27 protein-coding genes are annotated in these 25,233 nt (G+C 35.3%); 16 read left to right on the top strand and 11 right to left on the bottom strand.

Annotated features, from left to right (window positions below; all coding sequences use genetic code 11):
* The first annotated feature begins 58 nt into the window (after positions 1–58).
* The 10 genes from EKL95_RS01400 (at position 59) to EKL95_RS01355 (ending at position 7,561) form a co-directional block, all read left to right on the top strand.
* Complete coding sequence (locus tag EKL95_RS01400; RefSeq protein ID WP_126458702.1) at positions 59–1,198, top strand: acyl-CoA dehydrogenase family protein; 1,140 nt, start codon at positions 59–61, stop codon at positions 1,196–1,198.
* Between the two features lie 99 nt (positions 1,199–1,297).
* Positions 1,298–1,975: a Crp/Fnr family transcriptional regulator gene (locus tag EKL95_RS01395; RefSeq protein ID WP_126458705.1), complete on the top strand. Its 678-nt coding sequence runs from the start codon at positions 1,298–1,300 to the stop codon at positions 1,973–1,975.
* Positions 1,976–2,055: 80 nt separating this feature from the next.
* The gene (locus tag EKL95_RS01390; protein WP_126563371.1) at positions 2,056–2,655 is read left to right on the top strand and encodes a peroxiredoxin-like family protein; all 600 of its coding nucleotides are present in this window, start codon (positions 2,056–2,058) and stop codon (positions 2,653–2,655) included.
* A gap of 2 nt (positions 2,656–2,657) precedes the next feature.
* A complete protein-coding gene (locus tag EKL95_RS01385; RefSeq protein ID WP_126563370.1) occupies positions 2,658–3,116 on the top strand; it encodes a YHS domain-containing (seleno)protein in 459 nt (152 codons plus the stop codon).
* Between the two features lie 313 nt (positions 3,117–3,429).
* Positions 3,430–3,636, top strand: a complete 207-nt coding sequence (locus EKL95_RS15105; RefSeq protein WP_231507385.1) for a hypothetical protein — start codon at positions 3,430–3,432, stop codon at positions 3,634–3,636.
* Between the two features lie 9 nt (positions 3,637–3,645).
* Positions 3,646–4,134 carry a DinB family protein gene (locus tag EKL95_RS01375; protein WP_126458714.1) on the top strand — a complete coding sequence of 163 codons (489 nt, stop codon included), beginning with the start codon at positions 3,646–3,648 and terminating at the stop codon, positions 4,132–4,134.
* Positions 4,122–4,832 carry an NRDE family protein gene (locus EKL95_RS01370; protein WP_126563369.1) on the top strand — a complete coding sequence of 237 codons (711 nt, stop codon included), beginning with the start codon at positions 4,122–4,124 and terminating at the stop codon, positions 4,830–4,832. Before EKL95_RS01375 ends, EKL95_RS01370 begins: the two co-directional genes overlap by 13 nt.
* Before the next feature lie 22 nt (positions 4,833–4,854).
* Positions 4,855–5,904, top strand: coding sequence for an ATP-grasp domain-containing protein (locus EKL95_RS01365; protein WP_126458720.1), 1,050 nt, complete (start codon positions 4,855–4,857; stop codon positions 5,902–5,904).
* Between the two features lie 4 nt (positions 5,905–5,908).
* Positions 5,909–6,562 (top strand): hypothetical protein, encoded by a 654-nt coding sequence (locus EKL95_RS01360; protein ID WP_126563368.1) that lies wholly within the window; start codon positions 5,909–5,911, stop codon positions 6,560–6,562.
* An 18-nt stretch (positions 6,563–6,580) separates the two neighbouring features.
* Positions 6,581–7,561: a M28 family peptidase gene (locus EKL95_RS01355; RefSeq protein ID WP_126563367.1), complete on the top strand. Its 981-nt coding sequence runs from the start codon at positions 6,581–6,583 to the stop codon at positions 7,559–7,561.
* On the opposite strand, the gene EKL95_RS01350 is transcribed toward EKL95_RS01355, so the two are convergent.
* Positions 7,554–8,132 carry a GNAT family acetyltransferase gene (locus tag EKL95_RS01350; RefSeq protein WP_126563366.1) on the bottom strand — a complete coding sequence of 193 codons (579 nt, stop codon included), beginning with the start codon at positions 8,130–8,132 and terminating at the stop codon, positions 7,554–7,556. The two genes, EKL95_RS01355 and EKL95_RS01350, sit on opposite strands and share 8 nt — an antisense overlap.
* 131 nt (positions 8,133–8,263) lie before the next feature.
* Between EKL95_RS01350 and EKL95_RS01345 the strand changes: the two genes are divergently transcribed.
* Complete coding sequence (locus EKL95_RS01345) at positions 8,264–8,941, top strand: SDR family NAD(P)-dependent oxidoreductase (protein WP_126451771.1); 678 nt, start codon at positions 8,264–8,266, stop codon at positions 8,939–8,941.
* Between the two features lie 19 nt (positions 8,942–8,960).
* Entirely contained in the window at positions 8,961–9,563 is a 603-nt protein-coding gene (locus tag EKL95_RS01340) for a SprT-like domain-containing protein (RefSeq protein WP_126563365.1), read from the top strand.
* Positions 9,564–9,567: 4 nt separating this feature from the next.
* Here the strand turns inward: EKL95_RS01340 and EKL95_RS01335 are convergent, their stop codons facing one another.
* The 6 genes from EKL95_RS01335 to gcvP all read right to left on the bottom strand — a co-directional run bounded on the left by EKL95_RS01335 (position 9,568) and on the right by gcvP (position 17,039).
* Positions 9,568–10,329 (bottom strand): ABC transporter ATP-binding protein, encoded by a 762-nt coding sequence (locus EKL95_RS01335; RefSeq protein ID WP_126458733.1) that lies wholly within the window; start codon positions 10,327–10,329, stop codon positions 9,568–9,570.
* Positions 10,326–11,075, bottom strand: a complete 750-nt coding sequence (locus EKL95_RS01330; protein WP_126451774.1) for an MlaE family ABC transporter permease — start codon at positions 11,073–11,075, stop codon at positions 10,326–10,328. Before EKL95_RS01330 ends, EKL95_RS01335 begins: the two co-directional genes overlap by 4 nt.
* 79 nt (positions 11,076–11,154) lie before the next feature.
* Complete coding sequence (locus EKL95_RS01325; RefSeq protein ID WP_126563364.1) at positions 11,155–12,003, bottom strand: glycosyltransferase; 849 nt, start codon at positions 12,001–12,003, stop codon at positions 11,155–11,157.
* Positions 12,004–12,093: 90 nt separating this feature from the next.
* Positions 12,094–12,618 carry a methyltransferase gene (locus EKL95_RS01320; RefSeq protein ID WP_126451776.1) on the bottom strand — a complete coding sequence of 175 codons (525 nt, stop codon included), beginning with the start codon at positions 12,616–12,618 and terminating at the stop codon, positions 12,094–12,096.
* Between the two features lie 235 nt (positions 12,619–12,853).
* Positions 12,854–13,912 carry a 3-oxoacyl-ACP synthase III family protein gene (locus tag EKL95_RS01315; protein ID WP_126451777.1) on the bottom strand — a complete coding sequence of 353 codons (1,059 nt, stop codon included), beginning with the start codon at positions 13,910–13,912 and terminating at the stop codon, positions 12,854–12,856.
* Positions 13,913–14,189: 277 nt separating this feature from the next.
* Complete coding sequence (gene gcvP, locus EKL95_RS01310) at positions 14,190–17,039, bottom strand: aminomethyl-transferring glycine dehydrogenase (protein ID WP_126451778.1); 2,850 nt, start codon at positions 17,037–17,039, stop codon at positions 14,190–14,192.
* A gap of 147 nt (positions 17,040–17,186) precedes the next feature.
* Between gcvP and EKL95_RS01305 the strand changes: the two genes are divergently transcribed.
* The gene (locus EKL95_RS01305) at positions 17,187–17,999 is read left to right on the top strand and encodes a hypothetical protein (protein ID WP_126563363.1); all 813 of its coding nucleotides are present in this window, start codon (positions 17,187–17,189) and stop codon (positions 17,997–17,999) included.
* Between the two features lie 256 nt (positions 18,000–18,255).
* Here the strand turns inward: EKL95_RS01305 and EKL95_RS01300 are convergent, their stop codons facing one another.
* Both EKL95_RS01300 and EKL95_RS01295 read right to left on the bottom strand, forming a co-directional pair.
* Complete coding sequence (locus tag EKL95_RS01300) at positions 18,256–18,738, bottom strand: DUF2071 domain-containing protein (protein ID WP_304984559.1); 483 nt, start codon at positions 18,736–18,738, stop codon at positions 18,256–18,258.
* 244 nt (positions 18,739–18,982) lie between these two features.
* Positions 18,983–21,010 carry a M3 family metallopeptidase gene (locus EKL95_RS01295; RefSeq protein ID WP_126563362.1) on the bottom strand — a complete coding sequence of 676 codons (2,028 nt, stop codon included), beginning with the start codon at positions 21,008–21,010 and terminating at the stop codon, positions 18,983–18,985.
* Between the two features lie 190 nt (positions 21,011–21,200).
* Here EKL95_RS01295 and EKL95_RS01290 point away from each other — a divergent pair, with 190 nt between their 5' ends.
* On the top strand, positions 21,201–21,908 hold the full coding sequence (locus EKL95_RS01290) for a hypothetical protein (protein ID WP_231507387.1): 708 nt from the start codon (positions 21,201–21,203) through the stop codon (positions 21,906–21,908).
* Between the two features lie 50 nt (positions 21,909–21,958).
* Here the strand turns inward: EKL95_RS01290 and purE are convergent, their stop codons facing one another.
* Both purE and EKL95_RS01280 read right to left on the bottom strand, forming a co-directional pair.
* Positions 21,959–22,441: a 5-(carboxyamino)imidazole ribonucleotide mutase gene (purE, locus tag EKL95_RS01285; RefSeq protein WP_126458759.1), complete on the bottom strand. Its 483-nt coding sequence runs from the start codon at positions 22,439–22,441 to the stop codon at positions 21,959–21,961.
* A gap of 107 nt (positions 22,442–22,548) precedes the next feature.
* Positions 22,549–23,700, bottom strand: coding sequence for a 5-(carboxyamino)imidazole ribonucleotide synthase (locus tag EKL95_RS01280; protein ID WP_126458763.1), 1,152 nt, complete (start codon positions 23,698–23,700; stop codon positions 22,549–22,551).
* Positions 23,701–23,916: 216 nt separating this feature from the next.
* Here EKL95_RS01280 and hpt point away from each other — a divergent pair, with 216 nt between their 5' ends.
* Together hpt and EKL95_RS01270 are read left to right on the top strand one after the other, a co-directional pair.
* Positions 23,917–24,447 (top strand): hypoxanthine phosphoribosyltransferase, encoded by a 531-nt coding sequence (gene hpt, locus EKL95_RS01275; protein WP_126458767.1) that lies wholly within the window; start codon positions 23,917–23,919, stop codon positions 24,445–24,447.
* A 13-nt stretch (positions 24,448–24,460) separates the two neighbouring features.
* Positions 24,461–25,033 (top strand): adenylate kinase, encoded by a 573-nt coding sequence (locus tag EKL95_RS01270; RefSeq protein WP_126458770.1) that lies wholly within the window; start codon positions 24,461–24,463, stop codon positions 25,031–25,033.
* Positions 25,034–25,233 lie beyond the last annotated feature (200 nt).

Raw genomic sequence — 25,233 nt, 5'->3', positions numbered from 1 at the left:
AATATTTAATAATTACTTTTGACGACAAATTTAAGAACATTTAATTTACAATAAAAATATGGATTTTAATCTAACCGAAGAGCATTTAATGATTCAGCAAGCGGCACGCGATTTTGCAAATGCAGAACTGTTAGCCGGAGTTATAGAAAGAGACGAACATTCAAAGTTTCCTACTGAACAGGTGAAAATGATGGCTGATTTGGGTTTCATGGGAATGATGGTGGATCCTAAATATGGTGGATCCGGTTTAGATAGTATTTCGTATGTTTTGGCTATGACCGAAATTTCAAAAGTTGACGCTTCTGCGGCAGTAATTATGTCTGTGAATAATTCATTAGTTTGTGCTGGTCTTGAAAAATATTGCAATGAAGAACAAAAAATGAAATATTTGGTTCCGCTTGCAAAAGGGGAAGTAATTGGAGCATTTTGTTTGTCAGAACCAGAAGCGGGTTCAGATGCCACATCTCAAAAAACAACAGCTCTTGATAAAGGGGATCATTATTTGTTGAATGGGACTAAAAACTGGATAACCAATGGTTCTTCAGCGTCAACCTATATTGTAATTGCTCAAACAGATATTGAAAAAGGACATAAAGGAATCAATGCTTTTATCGTAGAGAAAGGTTGGGCGGGTTTTGATATTGGACCTAAAGAAAAGAAAATGGGAATTCGTGGTTCAGATACGCATTCTTTGATGTTCTCTGATGTGAAAGTTCCGAAAGAAAACCGAATTGGAGAAGATGGTTTTGGGTTTAATTTTGCTATGGCAGTTTTAAACGGAGGACGAATAGGGATTGCTTCCCAAGCATTAGGGATTGCAACCGGAGCGTACGAATTAGCATTGAAATATTCTCAAGTGAGAAAATCTTTTGGAAAGGAAATTTTCAAACATCAAGCGATCGCTTTCAAATTAGCGGATATGGCTACTCAAATTATGGCGGCAAAAATGCTAGTTCTAAAAGCAGCTTCTGAAAAAGACGAAGGGAAAGATATTACGCAATCGGGTGCTATGGCTAAGTTATTTGCTTCTCAAACGGCAATGGATACTACAATTGAAGCTATTCAAATTCACGGCGGAAATGGATATGTAGCTGAATATCATGTGGAGCGAATGATGCGGGATGCTAAAATTACTCAAATTTACGAAGGAACTTCTGAAATACAACGAATTGTAATTTCAAGAACATTAGTTTCATAATTATATTGCATACTATTTTACAAACCCTTTCAAGTTATGATTTGAAAGGGTTTTATTTTTCAAATCATTTTTTCAATACATTTACGGAAATTTTTTTTTATGTACGAAGATTTAAAATATTGGTATTTGCGCGATCATAAATTATTCCGGACGTTGAGTTTTGGACAAATCAGGGAATTGTGTATCATCACCGGTTTTAAAAAAGCACAGAAAGGCGAAATTATTTATTTTTCTTCTTCGGATTTGCCAAGAATTTTTCTGCTAAAAAAAGGGAATATAAAAATTGTGGCAGTTGATGAAGACGGCAATGAAACAATTAAGGATATTATTCAAAAAGGAGATTTATTTGGAGAACTGGCTTTGGAAGCCGACAGCCACTCTAATGAATATGCAAAAGTACTTTCGGATGATGTGGCTATCTGTAGTTTTCTAATGTCGGATTTTGAAAATTTATTATTGCAAAATCCAAGTCTGGCGTTGTCTTACACCAAGTTTGTAGGATTAAAGATGAAACGCATTAAGAACAGTTATTCTAATTTGATTTCTAAAGACGCCAGAACCAGATTGTTTCAGTTCCTGAAAGATTGGGCAGAGAAAGAAGGAAAAAAAATAGGTGATAAAGTAGTTATTGAAAATTACCTGACCCAAAATGATATTGCCCAAATTATATGCACTTCGAGGCAAACAACTACACAATTACTGAATGAAATGGAAACGAATGGTACTATTGTTTACAGCAGGAGAGAAATTATTATAACGGACATCAGTGCGTTATAATTAATTTAGTGGAACTGTAACATAGCCGACAAATCAGTTCGAAATAGTACAGTAGTTTTACAACTTAAAAATGTAACACTATGAAAAAAATAATTTGTCTGGCCTTATTTGCAATTGGATTATCCGCTTACGCTCAAAATAATTTACCAAAATTAGCCACAGAAATCGCTCCATTGCTTATTGGAGAAAAAATTCCTACTTTTACTTTGAAATCTGTAGAAAATAAGGATGTTAATGTAACGGAATTAATCAGTAAGAAAAGAACGGTTTTAGTTTTTTACCGTGGTGGTTGGTGCCCGTATTGTAATGCTCATTTAGCCGCTTTGGCCGAAGCCGAAAAAGAATTGTTGGATTTAGGATATCAAATTATCGCAATAAGTCCCGATGCTCCAAAAAGCTTGAAAGGTACAGATGATAAAGAAAAGTTAAATTATTTGTTATTGTCAGACAGTGCAGGTGAATTGTCGAAGGCGGTTGGGATTGCTTTTCAAGCACCAGAAAATTATAAAGCCATTCTCAATAAAGATTCTGAAGGAGTAAATAGCTCTTTTTTGCCTGTTCCGGCGGTGTTTATTTTAAATGTAAATGCGGAAATTGAATTTGAGTACATCACTCCAAATTTCAAAAACAGAATTTCAAATGATTTGTTGATAGCCGTTGCAAAATCGTTAAGTAAATAATCATGAAAAAGGTACTGTTTGTTCTAACCGTTTTGTTTGCTTTTTCTGGCTTTGCACAAAACGACAGCAAACGAATGGATCATTTTAATCTTGAAAAAAATGTGGCTATTCAAGGATATGATCCTGTGGCTTATTTCAAACAAGGAAAAGCAGTGAAAGGCAAAAAAAAAATAACAGCATTGCATGAAGGCGTGGTTTATTATTTTTCGATGCCAGTAAATAAAGACTATTTCTTAAAGAATTCTTCAAAATTTGAACCGCAGTACGGAGGTTGGTGTGCTTTTGCGATGGGAGATTCTAATGAAAAAGTGTCTATAAATCCGGAGACTTTCAAAATAAAGAATGGGAAGTTGTATTTGTTTTACAATGCTTTTTTTAATAATACATTGAAAAGCTGGAACAAGAATGAATCTGGATTGATGATGAAGGCCGATGTAAATTGGAATAAAATAGTGAATTAAAAAAATAGAAATCATGAAACTAAGTAAGTCGAAAGTTTAAAAGTCGTAAAGTCAAAAGAATTAACTTTAAGTAAAACAACTTTAAATCAGATTGTTACATAATTTTATCCTGATTTTAAAATACGACATTATACCATGGTTATTACTTATCTCTGTTTTTCTGATTGCTGAGATTTACGACAGCAGTAATTTTAGTCCAAACGCTGTACTTCAAATTTACGGGGAGTGAAGAATCGGTTTCTGTTTTTTCTACTATGGGGTAGAACCTTATGGACGAATTGGCACTGGAATTGCCGAGTTGATTGTGGTAATTTTGATCTTAATACCAAGAACTTTCTTGTTTGACGCTGTATTGGGTTGCGGAATTATGGTTGGTGCGGTTTTTGCCCATCTGTTTGTGCTTAGGCTTGAAGTTAAAAATGATGGTGGGACACTTTTTATTTTGGCTCTAATTGCCTTTCTTTGTTGCGCTACTTTAATTATTAATGACAGAACTAAAGTGATGAATTTGTTGAATTAAAACGTAAATATGCTACTACCTTCTATTAATAATAGTTTAAACGAGCTGATTGATTTGCTGAATCAATTGTCGCAAAAAGAATATTCAAATTCTTGTGCGGAATTAAGTAATGCAACTATTGGGGAGCATACCAGACATATTCTTGAAATGTTTCAGTGCTTAGAAAATCAATATGATTCAGGCATTGTGAATTATGACAAAAGAGAACGAAATTCCCGTATTCAAACGGATACGACTTTTGCTATTGAAAACATCGTCTTGATTCAACAAAATTTAAACAAGAAAAACAAAAATATCGAGTTGTTGCAAGTTATTGATGGAGAGGAAATCCGAATTGAGAGTAATTATTTCAGAGAATTACTGTATAATCTAGAACATTGCATTCACCATCAGGCACTTATAAAAGTAGCTATTTTACAATGTGAAACAGTAATCATTGACCCTAATTTTGGAGTTGCCCGATCTACCATCGAATATAGAAATCAATGTGCACAGTAAGTTTTGTAGCAACGAATGATACAATTATCATTACCTCCAATCGGGATGAAAAAACAGTAAGACCCAGTGCAATACCTCCAAAAAGTTATACCGTAAACGGGAAAAATATTATTTTCCCAAAGGATCCAAAAGCAGGAGGAACGTGGTTTGTGGCTAATGCTGACGGAGTAATTTTGGTACTTTTAAACGGTGCGGATGAAAAGCATGAAGTACAGCTCCCATATCGAAAAAGCCGTGGCTTGATTGTTTTAGAGATGATCAGTAGCTTATCGCCAAAGGATTTCTGGAGCGAAATTGATTTGGAAAACATTGAACCTTTTACATTAGTTTTATTTCAAAACAACGCTCTTTTTCAATTGCGCTGGAACGGAAAAAAGAAAGAAACAATATCTTTAGACATACGTAAAAATCATATTTGGTCTTCATCAACGTTATATTCATTAGCCATGCGTGAACAGCGTTTGCAGTGGTTTTACACTTTTATGAAGGAGAATCCTGAAATTTCCGAATCAAAAATGCACGATTTTCATCGCTACACCGAAGAAGGAAATGATGAAAATGGTTTGGTTATCAATAGAAATGACGAAATGAAAACGTTGAGCATTACACAAGCAGTTATTGAAAAAAATAAAGTTGCTATATTGCATTACGATTTGATTGCGCAACAGGATTTTTCGACCTCATTTATCACCGTTTAATACGTACACATTGACCCGAGTTATGACGAACAGGCGAATCAAACTATTTTTTTATAAAGTTACGCATTGGGAATACTGGCCTTTCCAGATTGTGTATATTCCAATTTATTTTCTTTGGTCCTATTATTCCATCAAGGCAAAATCTATTTTTTTCTTTAATGCGTCTAATCCAACCATAAAAAATGGCGGTTTTATGATGGAGTCCAAAAAACAAATCTACAATTTGATTCCACAACACTATTACCCAAAAACGGAATTAATAAAAGAAGGAACTACTCTTGAAGAAATTTTAAAGACGATTCAAGTATCAAAAATAAAATATCCTTTGATTGCAAAACCAGATATTGGACTGCGAGGCTCCGGAGTCAAAAAAATTAACAATGTTCAAGATTTAAAAGAATATGCTGAAAAAGCAAATTTTGATTATGTAGTGCAGGATTTAATTCCGTTTGACAATGAAGTCGGGATTTTTTATGTGCGTTATCCTCATGAAAAAACCGGTAGAATTACTGGAATTGTTTCTAAAGAATTTCTGATTATTACCGGAACCGGATTCTCTACCGTAGAAGAATTAATCAAAGAAAATCCGCGATACGAACTGCAATTAAAGGTTTTGAAACAAGAATACGGAAAAAAACTACTCGAGATTCTTCCAAAAGGAGAAAAATTGAATCTGGTGCCGTATGGGAATCATGCACGAGGCGCAAAATTCATTGATGGAAGCCATTGGGTCACACCAAAATTGACACAGACTATTAACGAAATGTGTTTGCAAATTCCTGGTTTCTACTTTGGGAGAATGGATGTGATGTACAATACTATTGAAGAATTAGAACAAGGATTGAACTTTTCAGTTGTGGAGCTGAATGGAGCTGCAAGTGAGCCCACCCACATTTATGATCCAAAAAATTCTTTGTTTTTTGCCTGGAAAGAACTTGCGCGTCACATTACCTACATGTACGAAATAAGTGTGGCAAACCATAAAAATGGCACTCCATATTTAGGGCATAAAGAGGGGATGAAAGAATACAGAATGCATCTGAAACAAAGCTATAAAATTGTAAATTTCTAAAATAATGAAGGCATTAAAGAACATTTTTGTTGGTTTTTTAGTGAGTTTTATCGGCTCGATACCCTTGGGTTATTTGAATGTTATTGGTTTCGAAATCTATTCAAAGCTAGGAATGAATAGCTTGGTTTTCTTTTTATTAGGAGTGATTTTCGTAGAGATGGTTGTAATTTATCTCACTTTAATTTTCGCAAAGCAATTAGTAAACAATAAAAAATTAATGAAAATTATTGATTTTTTTGCCGTTCTCTTTCTGTTGATTTTAGGGTATTCTTTTTATGCTAATTCCAGTCAAATAATGGAAGAACAAGGGATTTTAGAGAGTTATGCTATGTGTTCTCCTTTCCTTATTGGTGTATTGTTGAATTGTATCAATTTTCTTCAAGTGCCGTTTTGGACCGGCTGGAATCTCTATTTGATAAATGGGGATTATATTTCCATTGTAAATAAGCTCAAACTGTATTATATTGCAGGAACTTTGGTAGGCACATTTTTTGGGATGTTAAGTTTAGTTTTGATATTAAATACCTTATCTAAAAACACAACCAGTTTTTATCAATATGTAATGCCAGTAGTAATTCCGTCATTTTTTGTGGTTTTGGCTCTTGTTCAAATGGGTAAAGTCTACAAGAAATATTATCTAAATAAAACCCTTTTATAAAATAGAAATCTCAATATCATGAAAAAAGCATTCCTATCTCTTTTTTTAATTTTCTTAGGTTGTCTGTCAACTCAAGTTATTATTGCCCAAACAGCTAGTAAGACGCAAAAAAAACCAGTTGATATTGACTATAAAATATCAGAAAATGACGTTGCTAAAACATTAAAATATTTAGCTTCGGATGAACTGGAAGGAAGGGAAACCGGAAAAGAAGGAATGGTAAAAGCGGCGGATTATTTAGAGCAGTTTTTTAAAGACAACAATGTAAAACCTTATTTCAAATCGTATCGCGATACATTATCCACTTTTAAGGGAACCGCTTTTAATATCGTCGGTTTTGTTGAAGGGAACGATCCGGTTCTTAAAAATGAATTTATAATGCTAAGCGCACATTACGATCATATTGGCTTGGATAAAAAAGGAGTGAAGGGAGATTTTATAAACAATGGTGCCAATGATGACGCTTCAGGAACAACTGCAGTTGCTGAAATGGCAAAATATTTTAGCATAACCAAAAACAATAAGCGAAGTATTCTTTTTGTATTTTTTGCAGGAGAAGAAAAAGGGTTATTAGGTTCTAAGCATTTAGCCAAAAAACTGAAAGCGCAAGATTTTAAATTGTATTCTCAATTCAATATTGAAATGATTGGTGTGCCAATGAAAAGAGCGTATCTAGCTTATATTACTGGTTTTGATAAATCCAATATGGCAGGAAAAATCAATGAATATACTGGAAAAAATACGATAGGTTTTCTTCCAAAAGAAGCCGAATATAAATTATTTTACAGATCCGATAACTTCTCTTTTTATGATGTTTTTAAGGTGCCTTGCCAATCAGTGAGTACATTCGATTTTGAAAATTTTGACTTTTATCATCATGTTTCGGATGATTTCAAAGCGATGGATATTCCTCACATGACTTCTTTTATTCAAGAATTATTACCCGCTGTAACGCAAATGGCAAATACGCCAACACAAGAAATCGTATTGCTTAAATAGTTTTAGAAACCGGCTGATTCATATTATACGCTAATATAGAATAGTCATTATTATTGAACTGAAAATCCCCAATAATGGTCCATTTCAGTTTTTCGGTATGCGCTTTCATAGACGGGATATTTATTTTATTGATAAATGTCAAACCCAACGCATATTTTTGTGCCATGTGTATTCTCATGAATTCAAACAATGGTTTGATCAATCCCCTGCCACGGTATTCCTTGTGAATGCAAATGGGTCCGTATTGAAAACTATTTGTTGTGGTGATTTTAAAATCTAAAAAGTGTAATTCAGGAAACAAGGAGCTCATGTAATTGAAAATGGGCCATTGTTGGAAAAACTCCCAACTTCCTGCAAAAATGTAAGCAATGATTTTGTTGTTTTTCTTGGCAATAAATAATTCTGATTTTTGAATAACTTCGGTTAGTTGTAGTATTGAAAATGGCGTAGTAACAAATCCAGAAATTTTTTCTTCTTCGGATAAATTTACTACAAGATACAATTCTTGTAATACCAATACTCCATCAATGTCACTCATTTTTGCAGTTTCGAATTGTATGCTTTCGGTCATTTTTCTTGAAATCTGATGTTAATTTGGTTTGTCAAAAATAAGTAAAATTCCTGAAATTTTTAATTTTTATTGTAACAACAATCCTTTGCCTAAAGCCTTACTTTTTTGTCGTTTTTGTTTATTTTTGCTACATGAAAAATATTATCATCACAGGAACGAGTAGAGGAATAGGATTTGAATTGGCATTGCAATTTGCCAATGCGGGACACCAAGTACTAGCCATATCCAGAAAGATTCCTCAAGCTTTATTGGGCAACGAGAATATTATCTGTCTTTCAGTTGATTTGTCCAATGAATCTGAATTAGTGAAAGTAAGTGATTTCCTTTCTAAGTCTTGGAAACAAATAGATGCAGTCATTCATAACGCCGGAAGTTTATTGTTGAAACCTTTCTCAGAAACGACTCAGGAAGATTTCGAAAACATCTATAAGGTCAATGTTTTTGGAGTGGCTAATTTGACTCGAATTTGCCTGCCTTATCTGCAAAAAGGAAGCCATGTAGTAACCATAAGTTCTATGGGTGGGATTCAGGGAAGTTTAAAGTTTGCTGGATTAGCAGCGTATAGTTCAAGTAAAGGAGCCGTGATTACGTTATCAGAGTTATTAGCTGAAGAATATAAAGAACGCGGGATTTCTTTCAATGTTTTGGCTTTGGGTTCCGTGCAAACAGAAATGTTGGCAGAAGCTTTTCCGGGATATCAAGCGCCAATATCAGCGGGTGAAATGGCTAATTATATTTATGATTTTACTTTAACTGGAAATAAATATTTCAATGGTAAAGTGTTGCAAGTTTCTTCTACGAATCCTTAATTTATAACTCACGTCTATTTTGAGCGAAACCTTAGCCAGATTTATTCCAGAGCATGCGGTAAAACCCGTTTTTGAACTTATTGTTGCTAATCAAGTGCATCTTAAGATTGTCAACGAGCGTCAGACACGTCATGGTGATTATCGAAAAGGCTTAAACGGGAAGCATGAAATCACGGTAAATTCAAATCTCAATAAATACAATTTTTTGATTACGTTGATTCATGAAATATCGCATTTGGTTGCGTTTGAAAAGTTCGGCAGAAATATTAAGCCGCATGGGGACGAATGGAAATATTCTTTTCAACGGTTGATGATTCCTTATATTCGACCAGAAATTTTTCCGAATCATTTGTTGCCTTTGTTAGCTCGACATTTCAAAAATCCTACAGCCAGCAGCGATACTGATGCTACTTTGGCATTAGCCCTGAAACAATTTGACCAGCAAAATGACAAAAACTATGTATTCGAAATCCCATACGGTAGTGTTTTTCGAATCCAAAACGGAAAGATATTCAAGAAAATTGCCGTAAGAACTAAGCGCTTTGAGTGTCTGGAAATGAGTTCTGGAAAAACCTATTTATTCAATCCTAATGCTGAGGTGGAGTTGTTGAGGTCAAGCTAGCTTTTTACGCTTTCAAATACGCTTCACGTACTTTTTTGAATAAATTTGAAGAATAAACAAAGGCGACAACAGCCTCATTATCGGTTCTGAAAATTTCTTCTTTGTTTCCTTCCCAGGCTTTTAAACCATCTTTCAGGAATAGAATTTTCTCCCCAATTTCCATTACGGAGTTCATATCATGTGTATTGATAACCGTTGTCATGTTGTATTCTTCAGTGATTTCTTTGATAAGATTATCAATCAAAATAGCTGTATTTGGGTCTAAACCAGAGTTAGGTTCATCACAAAATAAGTATTTGGGGTTGTTTACAATGGCGCGGGCAATAGCAACGCGTTTTTGCATTCCTCCTGAAATTTGCGAAGGGAGTTTTTTATGGGCGTCAGTAAGATCGACTCTTTTTAATACAAAATCTACGCGCTGCTGAATTTTTGCTTTATTGTCTCTAGTGAACATTTTTAATGGGAAGCCAACATTTTCAGCTACAGTCATGGAATCAAATAAAGCACTTCCTTGAAAAACCATTCCAATTTCAGTGCGAAGTTCTCGTTTTTCGTCAGACGTTAATTCCGAGTAAATTCGACCATCAAATGAAATTGTTCCAGATTCTGGAGTATGAATGCCTAAAAGACTTTTGAGCAAAACTGTTTTTCCGGATCCACTTTGTCCAATAATTAAATTGGTTTTTCCGGTTTCAAAAACCGTAGAAATACCTTTAAGAATTTTATTTCCACCAAATGATTTTTCTATGTTTTGTACTTCTATCATGATCCTAGTAACAACTGTGTTAGTATATAATTGAATAGTATTATGGAAACTGATGTCCAAACAAAAGAAACGGTACTGGCTTTACCTACTTCAAGCGCACCGCCCTTCATATAATAGCCATGAAAAGAGGGGATTGTGGCCAGTAACATGGCAAATATCAGTGTCTTTATGAATGCATAAACAATGTGGTACGGGATGAAATCCATCTGTGTGCCATTTATAAACTCAGTACTAGAGATAAAACCACCATAAACGCCTGCCATCCAGCCTCCCAAAACTCCCAGAAACATAGCAATTCCTATTAAGAATGGGTATAATAATAAGGCGATTATTTTAGGAAAAACCAAGTAATTTAAGGAGTTTACACCCATCACCTCTAAGGCATCAATTTGTTCGGTAACCCTCATGGTTCCTATACTGGAGGTAATAAACGAACCCATTTTTCCGGCCATAATCACGGAGATAAAAGTGGGTGCGAATTCTAATATTACGGATTGTCGTGTCGCAAAACCGATAAGATATTTTGGAATTAATGGGTTAGTTAGATTTAAAGCAGTTTGTATAGCAACTACACCTCCAACAAAAAAAGAGATAAAGGCAACAATACCAAGAGAGTCAATGATTAGATCATCAATTTCCTTGAAAATTAAATTTCTCATCACAGACCATTTGGTCTGTTTATTAAAAATTTCTCTCAGCATTAGGAAGTATCTTCCTATCTGTGTTATATATCGAATGAGCATCATAAGTTTTGCGAATATGGGCTAAATTACAAAAATTGTAAGGAGTTATATCTTTCAATTTAGCAGTTTTTGATTTTGGAAGCTAAAAAAGCTTTTCCTTCATTTTTTTTAAACGATATTTTCTAATGAATTTTGCTTGTTCTTCTGTAACTAATAATGGAGTTTTAGCTGCTTTAGCTTTCCAATAACCGCTGATGTAATCTACAAATAGTAGCGGTTTTTTCTTCATTATTGCCAGCTTTGCCGAAGCGATGGAAGTGATTAAAAAGCCGTAGCCTAAAGTATAAAATGCTTCGCCTTGTTTGTAACGTGCAGTTTTATTGTAATTAGCGCCAGTTGGTTTTAGGTGTTTTACCAGTAATGAAGTGTCCGTAATGACTTTCCATCCGTAAAATTTACATAGTAATTCATCTACGGTGTCCCAACCCATTGCCGGTTTTAAATTACCTATTTGCTCGAAGCATGCTTTTCTATAGGCTTTGAATGCGCCACGAATATGGTCTTTGTCAGTAAGATTTTCCAGAATCCATGTGCCATTTTTTTCGATATAAGCAAATCCGCCTGCCATTCCTATTGTTGTATCTTTTTCGAAAATGTTTAAAATAGTTTCAAAATAGTTGTTGGGCAGAATTAAATCGGCATCCAGTTTCACGATTACGTCATAATTTTCATCTAATGTTTCATAACCTTTGTGAAAGGCCTGAATAACTTTACTTCCCGGCAAATGAATTGCTTGGGAGGTTTTAGTGACCAATGTGATAAACGGATTTTCTTTGGCGAAAGCCATAACTATTTCGGCCGTTTTATCAGTAGAATTGTCATTGACTACGACTACTTTTTTGGGCAAAATGGTTTGCGAAATCAAAGAATTTAGCGTTAAAGCAATAAATGCTTCCTCGTTATGGGCCGGAATAACAATGTAATAATTCATTTAAAAATTTTTAGATTTTAGATTTTAAATTTCAGATTAACGATTTGTTGCAAGTCGTTAATCAGAAATCAGAAATCAGAAATCGTTAATCTATTTGATTTTTTCAGCGTAAACAATATAATATCGGTTGGTAAACTTTCTTAATAAGGGACGAATTCCAAATTTTTTAACGGGATTGGTCCATTTTTGCCGGTCTATTATTTTCCAGCCTGTTTTTTCTAATAGCCAATCGAGTTGCCAGTCTTCAAATTCATGGTAATGCCTATCCCAGGGGTCTGTTTTACTGCGGTAAGCTGGAGAAAACCACAGTCGCAATGGTATAGAAATAAAAAGTTTATCCGATTTTATTTCGTTTAAAATAGTGAAAGGATTTAGTAAATGTTCAAAAATTTCGAAAGCGGTTACAACCTCTTTTTGTTCTCTTAAAAATACGGATTGGTCCTTGTCTAAGTCTTCTCCGGTTGTGTTTGTAATTGTAAATCCTTCGGATTTCATGATTTTAGAGAAAGGGTTTTCAACGCCTAAGTCTAAGATGGTCTCTGAGGAGGAGACATGTTTTTTTAGAAATTCTAAAGTATGTTTGAATCTTTTATTGGGAAACGTTTTTTCGTACATGTTTTTTTGATTTGTCCGCTGGGGAACGAAGGCACAAATATAGTAATAAATGTGTTTTTGAAGATTGTTTTTTAGCCCGGATGGCAATGAAAATCCCGGAGCTTCAAAATGTAGTTTTTCAAGGTGCAAAAAGCGACTAAAAGAAGCTTTATTGCACCTTAGAAAAACAAGTTTTGTAGTGAGGAATTGTAATGGACAGCCGGATTAGCTCCTGATTACAATTTCCTAAAAAGAATTAATATCGGTAAATAAAGGCGTTGATGTTCATTCCTGCTCCAACCGAGGCAAAAATCATAACATCTCCTTTGTGTATTTCCTGATTTTCTATTTTGCCTCGGATGAGCAGGTCAAAAAGAGTTGGAACGGTAGCAACACTGCTGTTTCCCAGTTCATGGATACTCATGGGCATGATGTCTTTAGGAACTGTTCTGTCGTATAATTTGTAAAAACGCTGTATGATTGCTTCGTCCATTTTTTCGTTAGCCTGATGGATAAGAATTTTTTTGACATCATCAATACCTAGTCCGCTTTTGTCTAAACAACTTTTCATGGCTGCAGGGACATGATTTAATGCAAATTCATAGATTTTACGTCCGTACATTTTTATGTAGCGAATGTCCGGATCTAAATCAGGATTGTAGGATTTTCCAAAGAATAAATAGTTGGCTTCATCATTTGCATAGGTGGCACTTTCATACGCTAACAAACCGGTGTCATCATCTGAAGCTTCAATGATAGAAGCGCCAGCACCATCTGAGTAGATCATGGAATCCCTGTCATGCGCATCGACTACTCTGGAAAGCGTTTCTGAACCTATAACCAAGCAACGTTTTGCCATGCCGGATTTGATGTAAGCATTGGCTTGAAGTACGCCTTCGATCCATCCGGGACAGCCAAAAAGGATGTCGTATGCAACACATTTTGGGTTTTTTATTTGTAGCTTGTGTTTGACACGTGTGGCTAAACTTGGAAGCATATCGGACTGGCTTGTGCCGTATTTTACATCGCCAAAGTTATGAGCAAAGATGATGTAATCTATTGTTTCAGGATCAATTCCAGCATTTTTTATTGCTTTTTGAGCGGCAAAAAAAGCGAGATCGGAGGAGTTTAAATGATCCTCTGCATAGCGCCGGTGTTCAATTCCGGTAATGCCCTTAAATTTATTAATGACTACTTCGTTTGGATAACCAAAAGCAGTTCCATCCTCGTTTAAAAAAACATGTTCGCCAAAATCTGTATTGCTTATTTTTTTCTCAGGAATATAACTTCCTATTCCAGCTATTTTTATTTTCATTGCGTTAATTTTCCAAAATTTATGCTAAATTAATCATTAAAAAATTAGTACAGTCACAATATTTACTATGCATGCATATAATTGTGAAATAATAATTTATTGGCTAAAATATTGAATTTTTTATTGTAAAAGGAATGTTTTGATGCGATTTTTATTTCTTACTTCTTTTAAGTTAAAAAAACTCTTTTTCATTTTTTTTGATCAAGGGGCTTCTCTGGTCAGGTAATTTTATTGCGCAAAAAAAATGTCTCGATTTCTCGAGACATTTTGTGGTGGTTTAACTTTCCATATAGGCTTCAATTGGTGCGCAGGAACAAACTAAGTTTCGGTCTCCATAGGCATCATCTGCTCTTCGTACGGTTGGCCAGAATTTATTCTCGGCAATATAATCTAATGGGAAAGCGGCTTGTTCCCGAGTGTAAGGAAAATTCCAGATATCAGTAGTTAGCATGGCTAATGTGTGGGGCGAATTTTTCAAAACATTGTTTTTGTCTTCTAATGTTGCGTTTTCAATTTCTTTACGGATTGCAATCATGGCATCACAAAAACGATCTAACTCTTCCAGGTTTTCACTTTCTGTAGGTTCAATCATTAATGTTCCTGCCACTGGGAAAGAAACCGTAGGTGCATGGAAACCGTAATCCATCAAGCGTTTTGCAATATCAGTAACTTCAATTCCTTTTTGTTTGAAAGGACGGCATTCTAAAATCATCTCGTGTGCGGCACGACCCATTTCTCCAGAATACAACGTATCATAATGACCGTTTAGTTTCTCTTTAATATAGTTGGCGTTTAAAATGGCATATTGAGTAGATTGTTTCAACCCTTCGGCTCCTAGCATACAGATATAGCCGTAAGAGATCAAGCACACTAATGCGGAACCCCAAGGTGCGGCAGAAATTGCTGTTATCGCGTTTTCTCCACCAGTTGGAATTACAGGATTAGTAGGTAAAAACGGCACTAATTGTGGTGCAACGCATATAGGTCCTACTCCTGGTCCGCCGCCGCCGTGAGGAATCGCGAATGTTTTATGTAGGTTCAAGTGACATACATCAGCGCCAATAGTTGCAGGATTTGTCAATCCAACTTGCGCATTCATATTCGCACCATCCATGTATACTTGGCCTCCGTTATTGTGTATTAACTGTGTGATTTCTCTAATGGCACTTTCAAAAACTCCATGAGTCGATGGATAGGTTACCATCAGACAGGCAAGATTGTCTTTGTGTAAAACTGCCTTTTCGCGTAAATCTTCTACGTCAATATTTCCGTTTTCCAATGTTTTAGTTACCACTACTTTCATTCCTGCCATCGCTGCTGATGCAGGATTTGTTCCGTGCGCGGATGATGGAATTAAAGCAATGTTTCTGTGGTGATCTCCTCTTGACTGGTGGTACGCACGAATCACCATTAATCCGGCATATTCGCCTTGAGCACCTGAATTAGGTTGTAATGTTGTTCCTGCAAAACCAGTAATGACGTTTAATTGGTTTTCTAATTTAGCCAACATCTCCTGATATCCTTGCGCTTGATCAAGTGGTGCAAACGGGTGAATATTGTTCCATTGTGGCATGCTTAACGGCAACATCTCTGAAGCGGCATTCAGTTTCATGGTACAAGACCCTAATGAAATCATCGAGTGATTCAACGCTAAATCTTTTCGTTCTAACATTTTGATGTAACGCATCAAAGCTGTTTCTGAGTGATGTTTATTGAAAACATCGTGTTGTAAAAACGTTGATGTTCTGTTTACGTTTTCAGGAAAATGATTGGTTTTTGATAACGTTTCAATCAGTGTAAGCGGAGTCCCATTTGCAGAAGCGAAAACAGCAATAATTTTATTCAAATCAGCAATGCTTGTCGTCTCGTTTAAGGAAATTGAAATCGTATTATCATCAATGTAATAGAAATTAATTTCGTTTTCTTCTGCAATTGTTTTTACTTTTTTAGCGTCAGCCTTGATGACAATGGTGTCAAAGAAAGCAGTGTTCATTTGCTGGAAACCAGATTTTTCTAATGCATTAGCCAATGTCGCTGCTGAAGCATGTACTTTATTTGCAATATATTGCAATCCTTTTGGTCCGTGATACACGGTATACATTCCGGCCATAACGGATAATAATACTTGAGCGGTACAAATGTTAGAAGTCGCTTTATCCCGTTTGATGTGTTGCTCACGGGTTTGCAACGCCATACGCAAGGCGCGGTTTCCATCCGTATCAACTGTCACGCCGATGATTCTTCCTGGCATACTTCTTTTATATTCGTCTTTTGTTGCAAAATAAGCTGCGTGCGGACCACCGTATCCTAGCGGGATTCCAAAACGTTGTGTTGTTCCAAGAACAACAGCAGCGCCTATTTCTCCGGGAGGTGTCAGTTTAGCCAAACTCAAAATATCAGCGGCAACAGCTACTTTTATTTCGTTTGCAGCTGCTTTAGCGATAAAGGCAGTATAATCATGTACTTGCCCAAATTTTCCCGGATATTGAAGGATTGCTCCAAAATAGTCCGATGAAAAATCGAATGTTTCATGGTTTCCTAGTACTAATTCGACACCAATTGGCGTGGAACGTGTTTGTAAAACGGATAAAGTTTGGGGTAATATTTCTTCAGAAACGAAGAATTTATTGGTGTTGTTTTTCTTTTGATCCCGAGAGCGAACGTCAAAAAGCAGTGCCATTGCTTCTGCGGCTGCAGTTCCTTCATCTAATAAAGAGGCATTCGCAATTTCCATTCCGGTTAATTCGATAACCATCGTTTGGAAATTCAAAATGGCTTCTAAACGGCCTTGCGCAATTTCGGCTTGATACGGCGTATAGGCAGTATACCATCCTGGATTTTCAAATACATTTCTTTGTATCACTGCAGGAATAATTGCGGCATTGTATCCTAAACCAATGTAGGATTGAAAAACTTTATTTTTATTCCCTAATTTCTGAATGTGATTTGCAAACTCATATTCGGTCATTGCAGGTTCTAAATCTAAATCAGATTTTAAACGAATGTCACTTGGAATCGTTTCCTGAATCAATTGTTCCAGCGTTGCTGCCCCAATTGTCTTTAACATGTGTTCTAAATCATTTTCTCTAGGGCCAATGTGTCTTAATGCAAAAGCGTCTGTTTTCATTGTATATAAAATAGGTTGTGTGTTTCTTGTTTTAAAAGGCTGTAAAATTAAATATTAATATGCTATTAATTGCCTTTTTTAATCGGATTTTCTGTGAATTTTTCAACTAAAAGCCGTTCTTATTAACACTTTGATTAATTTTGTCTAATGAGGTTTTTTAAACAAATATTCGATTTTTATATTAATAGTAGTATTCACGTGGGTTTATCGTGTTATGCTTTGGTCCGAATGACGCACTATATGTTCCACATTCCAGTAGGTGAACCAGTTGCTAATTTTGTTTTTTTTGGAACTATTGTGGGGTATAATTTTGTGAAATACGATGCTTTGGCTCGATCCAAAAAGATAAAAATGCGCAAGGAACTAAAAGGGATTGCTTTGTTTAGTTTTTGCTCCCTTCTATTTGTAGGCTATTATTTCTTTATGCTGGAACGAGTGACGCAAATTACCGCTATTGTTTTTTTGAGTATTACCTTGTTGTATACGCTTCCTTTTTTTCCAAATAAAAAAAACGCAAGAAATTGGGCTGGTGTCAAAATTTATATCGTAGCATTGTGCTGGGTGGGTGTCACGCTAGGACTCCCAATTTTAGATGCGGGCATCCCAATAACCATAGATTTCTATCTAAAATGCATGCAACGCTTTATCTTGATTTTTGTATTGGTGCTTGTTTTTGAAATCATTGATATGGCACATGACGATCCGCATCTTAAAACCGTACCCCAACAAATAGGAGCAAACCGTACCAAAATATTGGGACTGTTACTTTTGATTCCATTTTATTTATTGGAGTTTTTTAAAAGTAATTTAGATAAAGATCAATTGATTGTAAACTTCATTTTAGTACTGATGATTTCATTATTTTTGATTTTTGCCAATGAAAAACGATCAAAATATTATACTTCTTTTTGTGTTGAAAGCATTCCGATAGTTTGGTGGTTGTTACTTTTATTATTTTAAAAAGCACTTAATTGGTGAGTACGTTCACTAATAATAGTATTAATTTGGTGAATAGGATATTTTTCTAGTGTTGATTAAAGATAATTTTCGAGAATTTTTGAAGTAGTTTGGTCTTTGTGTACGTAGTGTGTTGGTTTTTACTGTTTATTTTCAGACAAAGCTTTTAATACTTTGTTTCTTTCGAGGATAAAAGGAATAAGGGGTTTTTAGAAACCAAAATATTTACCGCGCCAGGTAACCGTTTCGTTGTAGTTAATTAATCCGTAAGTAATTCTTTTTCGTAAACGCCTTCGAAATCAATTACTGACTCGTTTTTCGTTACTTCAAATTGTTGCCATCGGGGATGCGTGACTTCGTATTCAAAAGTTGCATTTTCGTTGATTTTGGTATACCCAAAATAATGCTCCGTAATGAACTCAGCTTCGGAATCCGGTGCAATTGCAATGGGTTTTTTTTGGGTTGTTACCTGAATCGTATTCCATTTGTTTTTTACTTTCCATTGGTATATAAATTCTCGGGAGTTTCCATTGACTTTCAAAACGTGTTTCATCGGTAGCGTTCTATAATGCTCATTGTAAAACGTATTTGCAACAAGTGTAATAGTATGTTTTGGGACAATTTTGCTGATAAAAACGGCACCTCTTTTCCATACACCATTTTCAAAACGCTTAACGTAAAAACGAAGATTGACCTCTTCAAAATCAGAAAGAAACGGGATCTTCATTCCTAAAACGCGCACGTTTTCGAACAAGAAACCAATAAAACTAACATAACATTTGCCGTTCCATCAATCGATTTCTGTTCCTTTTGGGACATATTTCTCTAGAATTTCCGGATTGACCATATAATTAATTCAGGGCTAAATTATTCCACTCGGCTTATAAGAAACTCATTTTTTTGTTGGTTTTAATTTTTTGTAGGTATGTGAAATACTATTGAAAAAACCCGAAGCCTGTTACTTCGGATTTCCAATAAGTTTGTTTCTAAACCAATCCTGCTCTTCGTAACAAAGCTTCCGGTTTTGGTTCCTGTCCTCTGAAGCGTTTATACAAAATCATAGGGTGTTCTGTTCCGCCTTTTGAAAGTATGTTTTCTTTGAAATTGGTGGCCACTTCTTTATTAAAAATACCTTTTTCTTGGAAATATTCAAAAGCATCAGCATCCAGCACTTCGGCCCATTTATAACTGTAATAACCCGAGGAATACCCGCCTTGAAATATGTGTGAAAAAGAAGTGCTCATCGCATTTTCTTTTACTTCAGGATACAATTGTGTGGCTGCAAATTGTTCGGTTTCAAAAGATTTGATGTCTTTGATGTTAGATGGATCTTGTGCATGCCAGCCCATATCTAATAACCCAAAACTCAATTGACGCATCGTTGCCATTCCTTCCTGGAAACTGGCACTTTCCTTAATTTTATGGACTAATTCCATCGGAATCATTTCGCCGGTTTCATAATGATAGGCAAACAACGCCAAGGCCTCCGGTTCGTAACACCAGTTTTCCAGAATCTGACTTGGTAATTCCACAAAATCCCAATATACTGAAGTACCGGACAAACTTGGATATGTCGTGTTGGCTAACATTCCGTGCAACGCGTGACCAAATTCATGAAATAAAGTTGTTACCTCGTTAAAAGTTAATAAGGATGGTTTTGTTTCGGTAGGTTTCGTGAAATTACAAACAATAGAAATATGAGGTCTTTCGTTAATTTCTTTTTTAACATATTGCGATTTAAAAGAAGTCATCCAAGCTCCGTTTCGTTTGCCTTTTCTTGGAAAGAAATCAGCATAAAACACCGCAACTAATTGATCGTCTTCATCTTTTACTGCGTATGTTGTTACTTCTTCATGGTATTTATCTACTTCGTAAACTTCTTCAAAAGTAATTCCGTATAATTTTTGCGCTACTGCAAAAGCACCGTTCAAAACTTTTTCTAATTGAAAATACGGTTTTAAAATTTCATCATCCAAATTGAATAATTGCTGCTTCAATTTCTCCGAATAATACGCACCATCCCATTTTTGAAGTTGCTCGATTCCGTGAAGCTCTTTTGCAAAAGCGGTCAATTGTGCAAATTCTTTCAAAGCTGCCGGTTTGGCTTTTTCTAATAAATCATTCGAGAAGGTTTTTACTTTCTCCGGACTTTCGGCCATTCTTTCTTCAAGTACAAAATGAGCGTGCGTAGCATAACCTAAAACTTGCGCTCTGTCAAAACGCAATTTGGCAATTTTTAGTACAATTTCCTGATTGTCAAATTCGTTATTTTGAAAACCTTTGGCACCAAAAGCGATTGCCATTTCCATGCGTAATTCCCGATTGTCAGCATAGGTCACAAACGGAACATAACTAGGATAGTCCAATGTGAAAATCCATCCTTCTTTTTCTTGGCTTTTAGCCAATGAACGAGCGGCTTCGATAGTTCCCTCTGGCAAACCGGCTAAATCTGTTTTGTTAGTAATATGCAGTTGATAGGCCTGTGTTTCGGTCAAAACATTTTCGCCAAACTGCAAGCTCAATTTTGATAATTCTTTATCAATTTCTCGCAATTGATTCTTTTTATCTTCCGGTAAATTCGCTCCATTTCTGGAAAAGCTTTTGTATTTTTTGTCTAAAAGCGTGGTTTGCTCCGGATTGAGATTCAGTTTTTCTCGTTGCTCATACACTGTTTTTACTCGTGCGAATAAATCCGGATTAAGACGCACATCGTTGCCAAACTCAGAGAGCAGAGGCGAAACTTCCTGAGCGATTTTTTGAATTTCGTCATTGGTTTCGGCTGAATTCAAGTTGAAAAAGATGCTTGAGATTCGGTCCAAAACATCGCCGCTGAACGCTAATGCTTCAATCGTGTTTTCGAAAGTGGGTTTTATCGGATTTTGTACAATCGCATCGATTTCGGCTTTTGCCAATTCGATTCCTTTTTGAAAAGCAGGAAGGAAATCTTCATTTTTAATTTTCGAAAAAGGTGCAGTATTGTACTTTGTATTGAAAGGGTGTGTTAGGATGCTCATTTGTATTTTGTAATAAAAATAATTTGATGTTTAAAGAAATCAAAGGTACGGATTTAATAAAAAAAATGTGTTTGTCCAAGGAATTGATTTGGGCCAAAATAGCGGATTCAAAAGTGTTATTTAAATGTTATTTATTTCATTTGGCAGTAATAAAGCCTTAAATTGTAAAAAATGATTGGTTTTGTAAAAAATGAACCGAAAAAAATATAATAAACTAAAAGAAAAGATGAATTATCAAATTACAATAAATAGAGCGAATACTGTTGATGAGGTTGAAGAATATTGGACAAATGAGGATTATATAAAACTCTTGGGAAAGTTTGATTATCCGGATGCTGCTGATGGGGATGCTGCCAGTTTAAGGGAATTATTGTTTATGGCAATAAGTGATTTCGAACCAAAAGATGCCGCTGCAATACTATTGGAATACAAATTATCAGAAGATTTGAATGAAGGTCAAATTCAGCAAATTTCAAACGATATGCTTTTAGATAAAGTATGTGAAGAATATCCCGAAATTGGATTGCATTCAACATTGTTTCATATCAATCAATTGCTTTTCAAAGCTTACAACGGTACTTTTCCTAATGCAAAAGCGACGATTGTTGAATGCAGTTTGGTCCCGGTCGAAGGTGAAAATGAAAGCGAATTGACTAAAGAAAATATTCTGAAATTATTAAACAACGGTTTATCGGGCAGTAATTTGATCAAAAGATTGTTCGATCTGCCAATGACTGAAAACGTCCCTTTTTCGGAAGCGGAAGATATTTTATGGGATGTTAAGACCACGGATAATGTGAATTATACGATTACAACTTCTGAATACTGGTTAAGCAGAGAGGACATTATTGCATCAGAATTTGAAGGAGTTCTTGAAATTGTTGTTGATGCAGAATAAATTATTTCACTATTTGAATTCATAAAAAAAGCTCCGTAATGGAGCTTTTTTTATTTTTGGAGGCTTTGGGAAGCGATATTGACGGCTTCTTTCAATCCGGTTTTGTACTTAATTACTTTCTCTAGGACACTTTTGTTGTGACTTCCTATGATTTGAGCGGCAAGAATACCTGCGTTCTTGGCGCCATTTAAGGCTACGGTTGCTACGGGAACGCCACCTGGCATTTGCAGAATGGATAAAACGCTGTCCCAGCCATCGATTGAATTACTGGATTTTATAGGAACGCCAATTACGGGAAGTGGCGACATTGAAGCGACCATTCCGGGTAAATGTGCCGCGCCACCAGCACCGGCAATAACCACAGAAATACCGCGAGTATGTGCGTTCATGCTAAAATCAAATAATTTTTCAGGCGTTCGGTGTGCCGAAACGATATCGACTTCAATTTCGATTTCAAATGCTTTTAGGATATCTATGGCTTCTTGCATGATCGGCATATCTGAGATGCTTCCCATTATTACGGCTACTTTCATTGTTTCTTATTTAAAGATTTAAAGATTTAAGCATTTAAAGATTTTTGAGAAATTCAATTTAATTAATTTTTTGAATTTTTCAATCTTTAATTTTTTCAATCTTTTAATTAACTTATCACTCTAATCGTATTCTTTACATCCTCAGCAATTCTTCGGGCTTCGTTGATGTCTTCATTTACGATGGTTACGTGTCCCATTTTTCTAAAGGGACGCGTTTGTTTTTTTCCGTAAATATGTGGCGTAACACCATTCCATCCCAGTATTTTTTCGATGTTTTCGTAGACTACATCTCCTGAAAAACCTTCTTCGCCCACTAGATTTACCATGATCCCGGCTACTTTACTGTCTGTATTCCCTAAAGGCAAATCTAGAATGGCACGCAAATGATTTTCAAATTGCGAGGTATAACTGGCTTCAATCGAGTAATGACCTGAATTGTGCGGGCGTGGAGCCACTTCGTTCACAAGGATTTCATCGTCTTCGGTTTGAAACATTTCTACGGCTAATAATCCCACATGATTGAATTTTTTAGAAACATTCAATGCGATAGCTCTTGCTTTTTCGGCTACTGTATCATCAATTCGAGCTGGGCAAATCACATATTCTACTTGGTTGGCTTGGGGATGAAATTCCATTTCTACCACAGGATACGTTTTTATTTCACCGGAAGGATTGCGACAAACGATGACAGCTAATTCTTTTTTGAACGGAATCATTTCTTCGGCAATGCATTCTACATTGGCTAAATTATCCAAATCCGAAATGTGTCGAATCACTTTTACGCCATTTCCATCATAACCAAATTCCGTACATTTCCATACAAACGGTAGTTTTGTTTTCGAATCCAGAATATCAACAACGAGACTTTTTAAATTGTGAAATCGTTTGTAATTTGCGGTTGGGATGGCATGTTGAATGTAAAAATCTTTCTGAATTCCTTTGTTTTGAATGAGTTTCAACGTTTTTGGCGAAGGAAATACCTTTAACCCTTCTTCTTCTAGTTTTACCAAAGCTTCCAGATTGACTAATTCGATTTCAAAAGTCAAAACACTTACTTTTTTACCAAAGTTATATACGGTTTCAAAATCCATTAAATCCCCTTTGAAGAATTGGTCACAAGCTATTTTGCAAGGTGCTTCATCACTTGGATCCAAAACATAGGTTTGTATGTCGAACTTTCGGGTGTCAAACAATAGCATTTTGCCCAGTTGTCCGCCACCGAGAATTCCTAATTTGAAATCAGAAGAAAAATAATTCATGGTGTAATTGTATGTTTGAGCAAAGATACTTTATAATGATGGAATCCGAAAACACAATTTTATTTTCTTCGGAATTTTTATTATAACTTTTGTTGCTTTCAATACATTTTGAGGTCCTTTTATGTGAAATTTACTTAAAATTACAAATTAATTCTCATTTATCAATTCACAAATCCGAATTCTGTATCTTTGCACATTATTTTAAAAACGAAAATAATGATACAACTTCACGACAAACAATTTGTTCCGTTTATTTCTGCTAAAGAAATTGATTTTGCCATTGCTAAAATGGTGGCGCAAATAGAAGATGATTTCGCTGATGAAATACCAGTTTTTGTAGGTGTATTAAACGGAGCTTTTATGGTCGTTTCTGATTTTATGAAACAGTATAAAAAACCATGTGAAGTATCTTTTATAAAAATGGCTTCTTATGAAGGAACTTCTACCACAAATGAGGTAAAACAATTAATCGGATTAAATCAGGATTTGACTGGACGTAGCGTTATCATACTAGAGGATATTGTAGATACCGGAAATACTTTAGTGGAACTCAAAGAATTATTCAAAAAACAAAATGTAAAGCATTTCAAAATAGCGACACTTTTCTTCAAACCAGAGGCATACACAAAAGATATCAAAATAGATTATATTGGGATTCGAATCCCAAATAAATTTATTGTAGGTTTTGGTTTGGATTATGATGGTTTAGGAAGAAATTTATCCGAAGTATATAAACTAAAAGAATAATTACCAACACATTATGACTAACATTGTTTTATTTGGAAAACCAGGAGCAGGAAAAGGAACTCAAGCAGAATTTTTGAAAGACAAGTACAAATTAACGCATATTTCCACGGGCGACGTATTTCGTTTTAATTTAAAAAACGACACAGAATTAGGCAAACAAGCAAGAGTTTATATGGATGCAGGGGATTTAGTACCGGATGAATTGACGACAAAAATGTTGATTGATGAGGTAAATAAACATCCAGACACAAACGGAATTTTATTTGACGGATATCCAAGAACACTATCACAAGCCAAAGATTTAGATGCATTTCTTGTTTCAATTAGTTCGACTGTTGCCGCAACAATTGCACTCGAAGCTGATGACGAAATCCTGGTACAACGATTGTTAGAAAGAGGAAAAACAAGTGGCAGAATTGACGATCAAGACGAAGAAAAGATCAGAAATCGCTACCAGGAATACAACGAAAAAACAGTGCCATTAATGGATTATTATCAGGGACAAGGGAAATTTCACGCAGTAAACGGAATTGGTACCATTGCAGAAATTACCCAAAGAGTAAGTAACGTTATTGATCATTTATAGGAGCAGTTCCAGTGGTACGTTGTAAGTCCTCGAAATTTTTTTTTCTAAGTCCTAAAAAGGAGCTTCCTTAGGTCGCTCTTTTTTGACAAGAAAAAGGTTTTTTTTGCGGGATTTTCACTGTTATCTGGGCCATAAAATTGAGGTTACAAACAACCGATTTCAAAACAAAAAATGGAGGAATCACATTTTAATACACAAAC

This window comes from Flavobacterium sp. LB2P53 (assembly GCF_003970305.1).
GTDB lineage: Bacteria > Bacteroidota > Bacteroidia > Flavobacteriales > Flavobacteriaceae > Flavobacterium.
The sequence above is the reverse complement of the archived record's forward strand: the minus strand, read 5'-3'. Positions and strand labels throughout refer to the sequence as shown.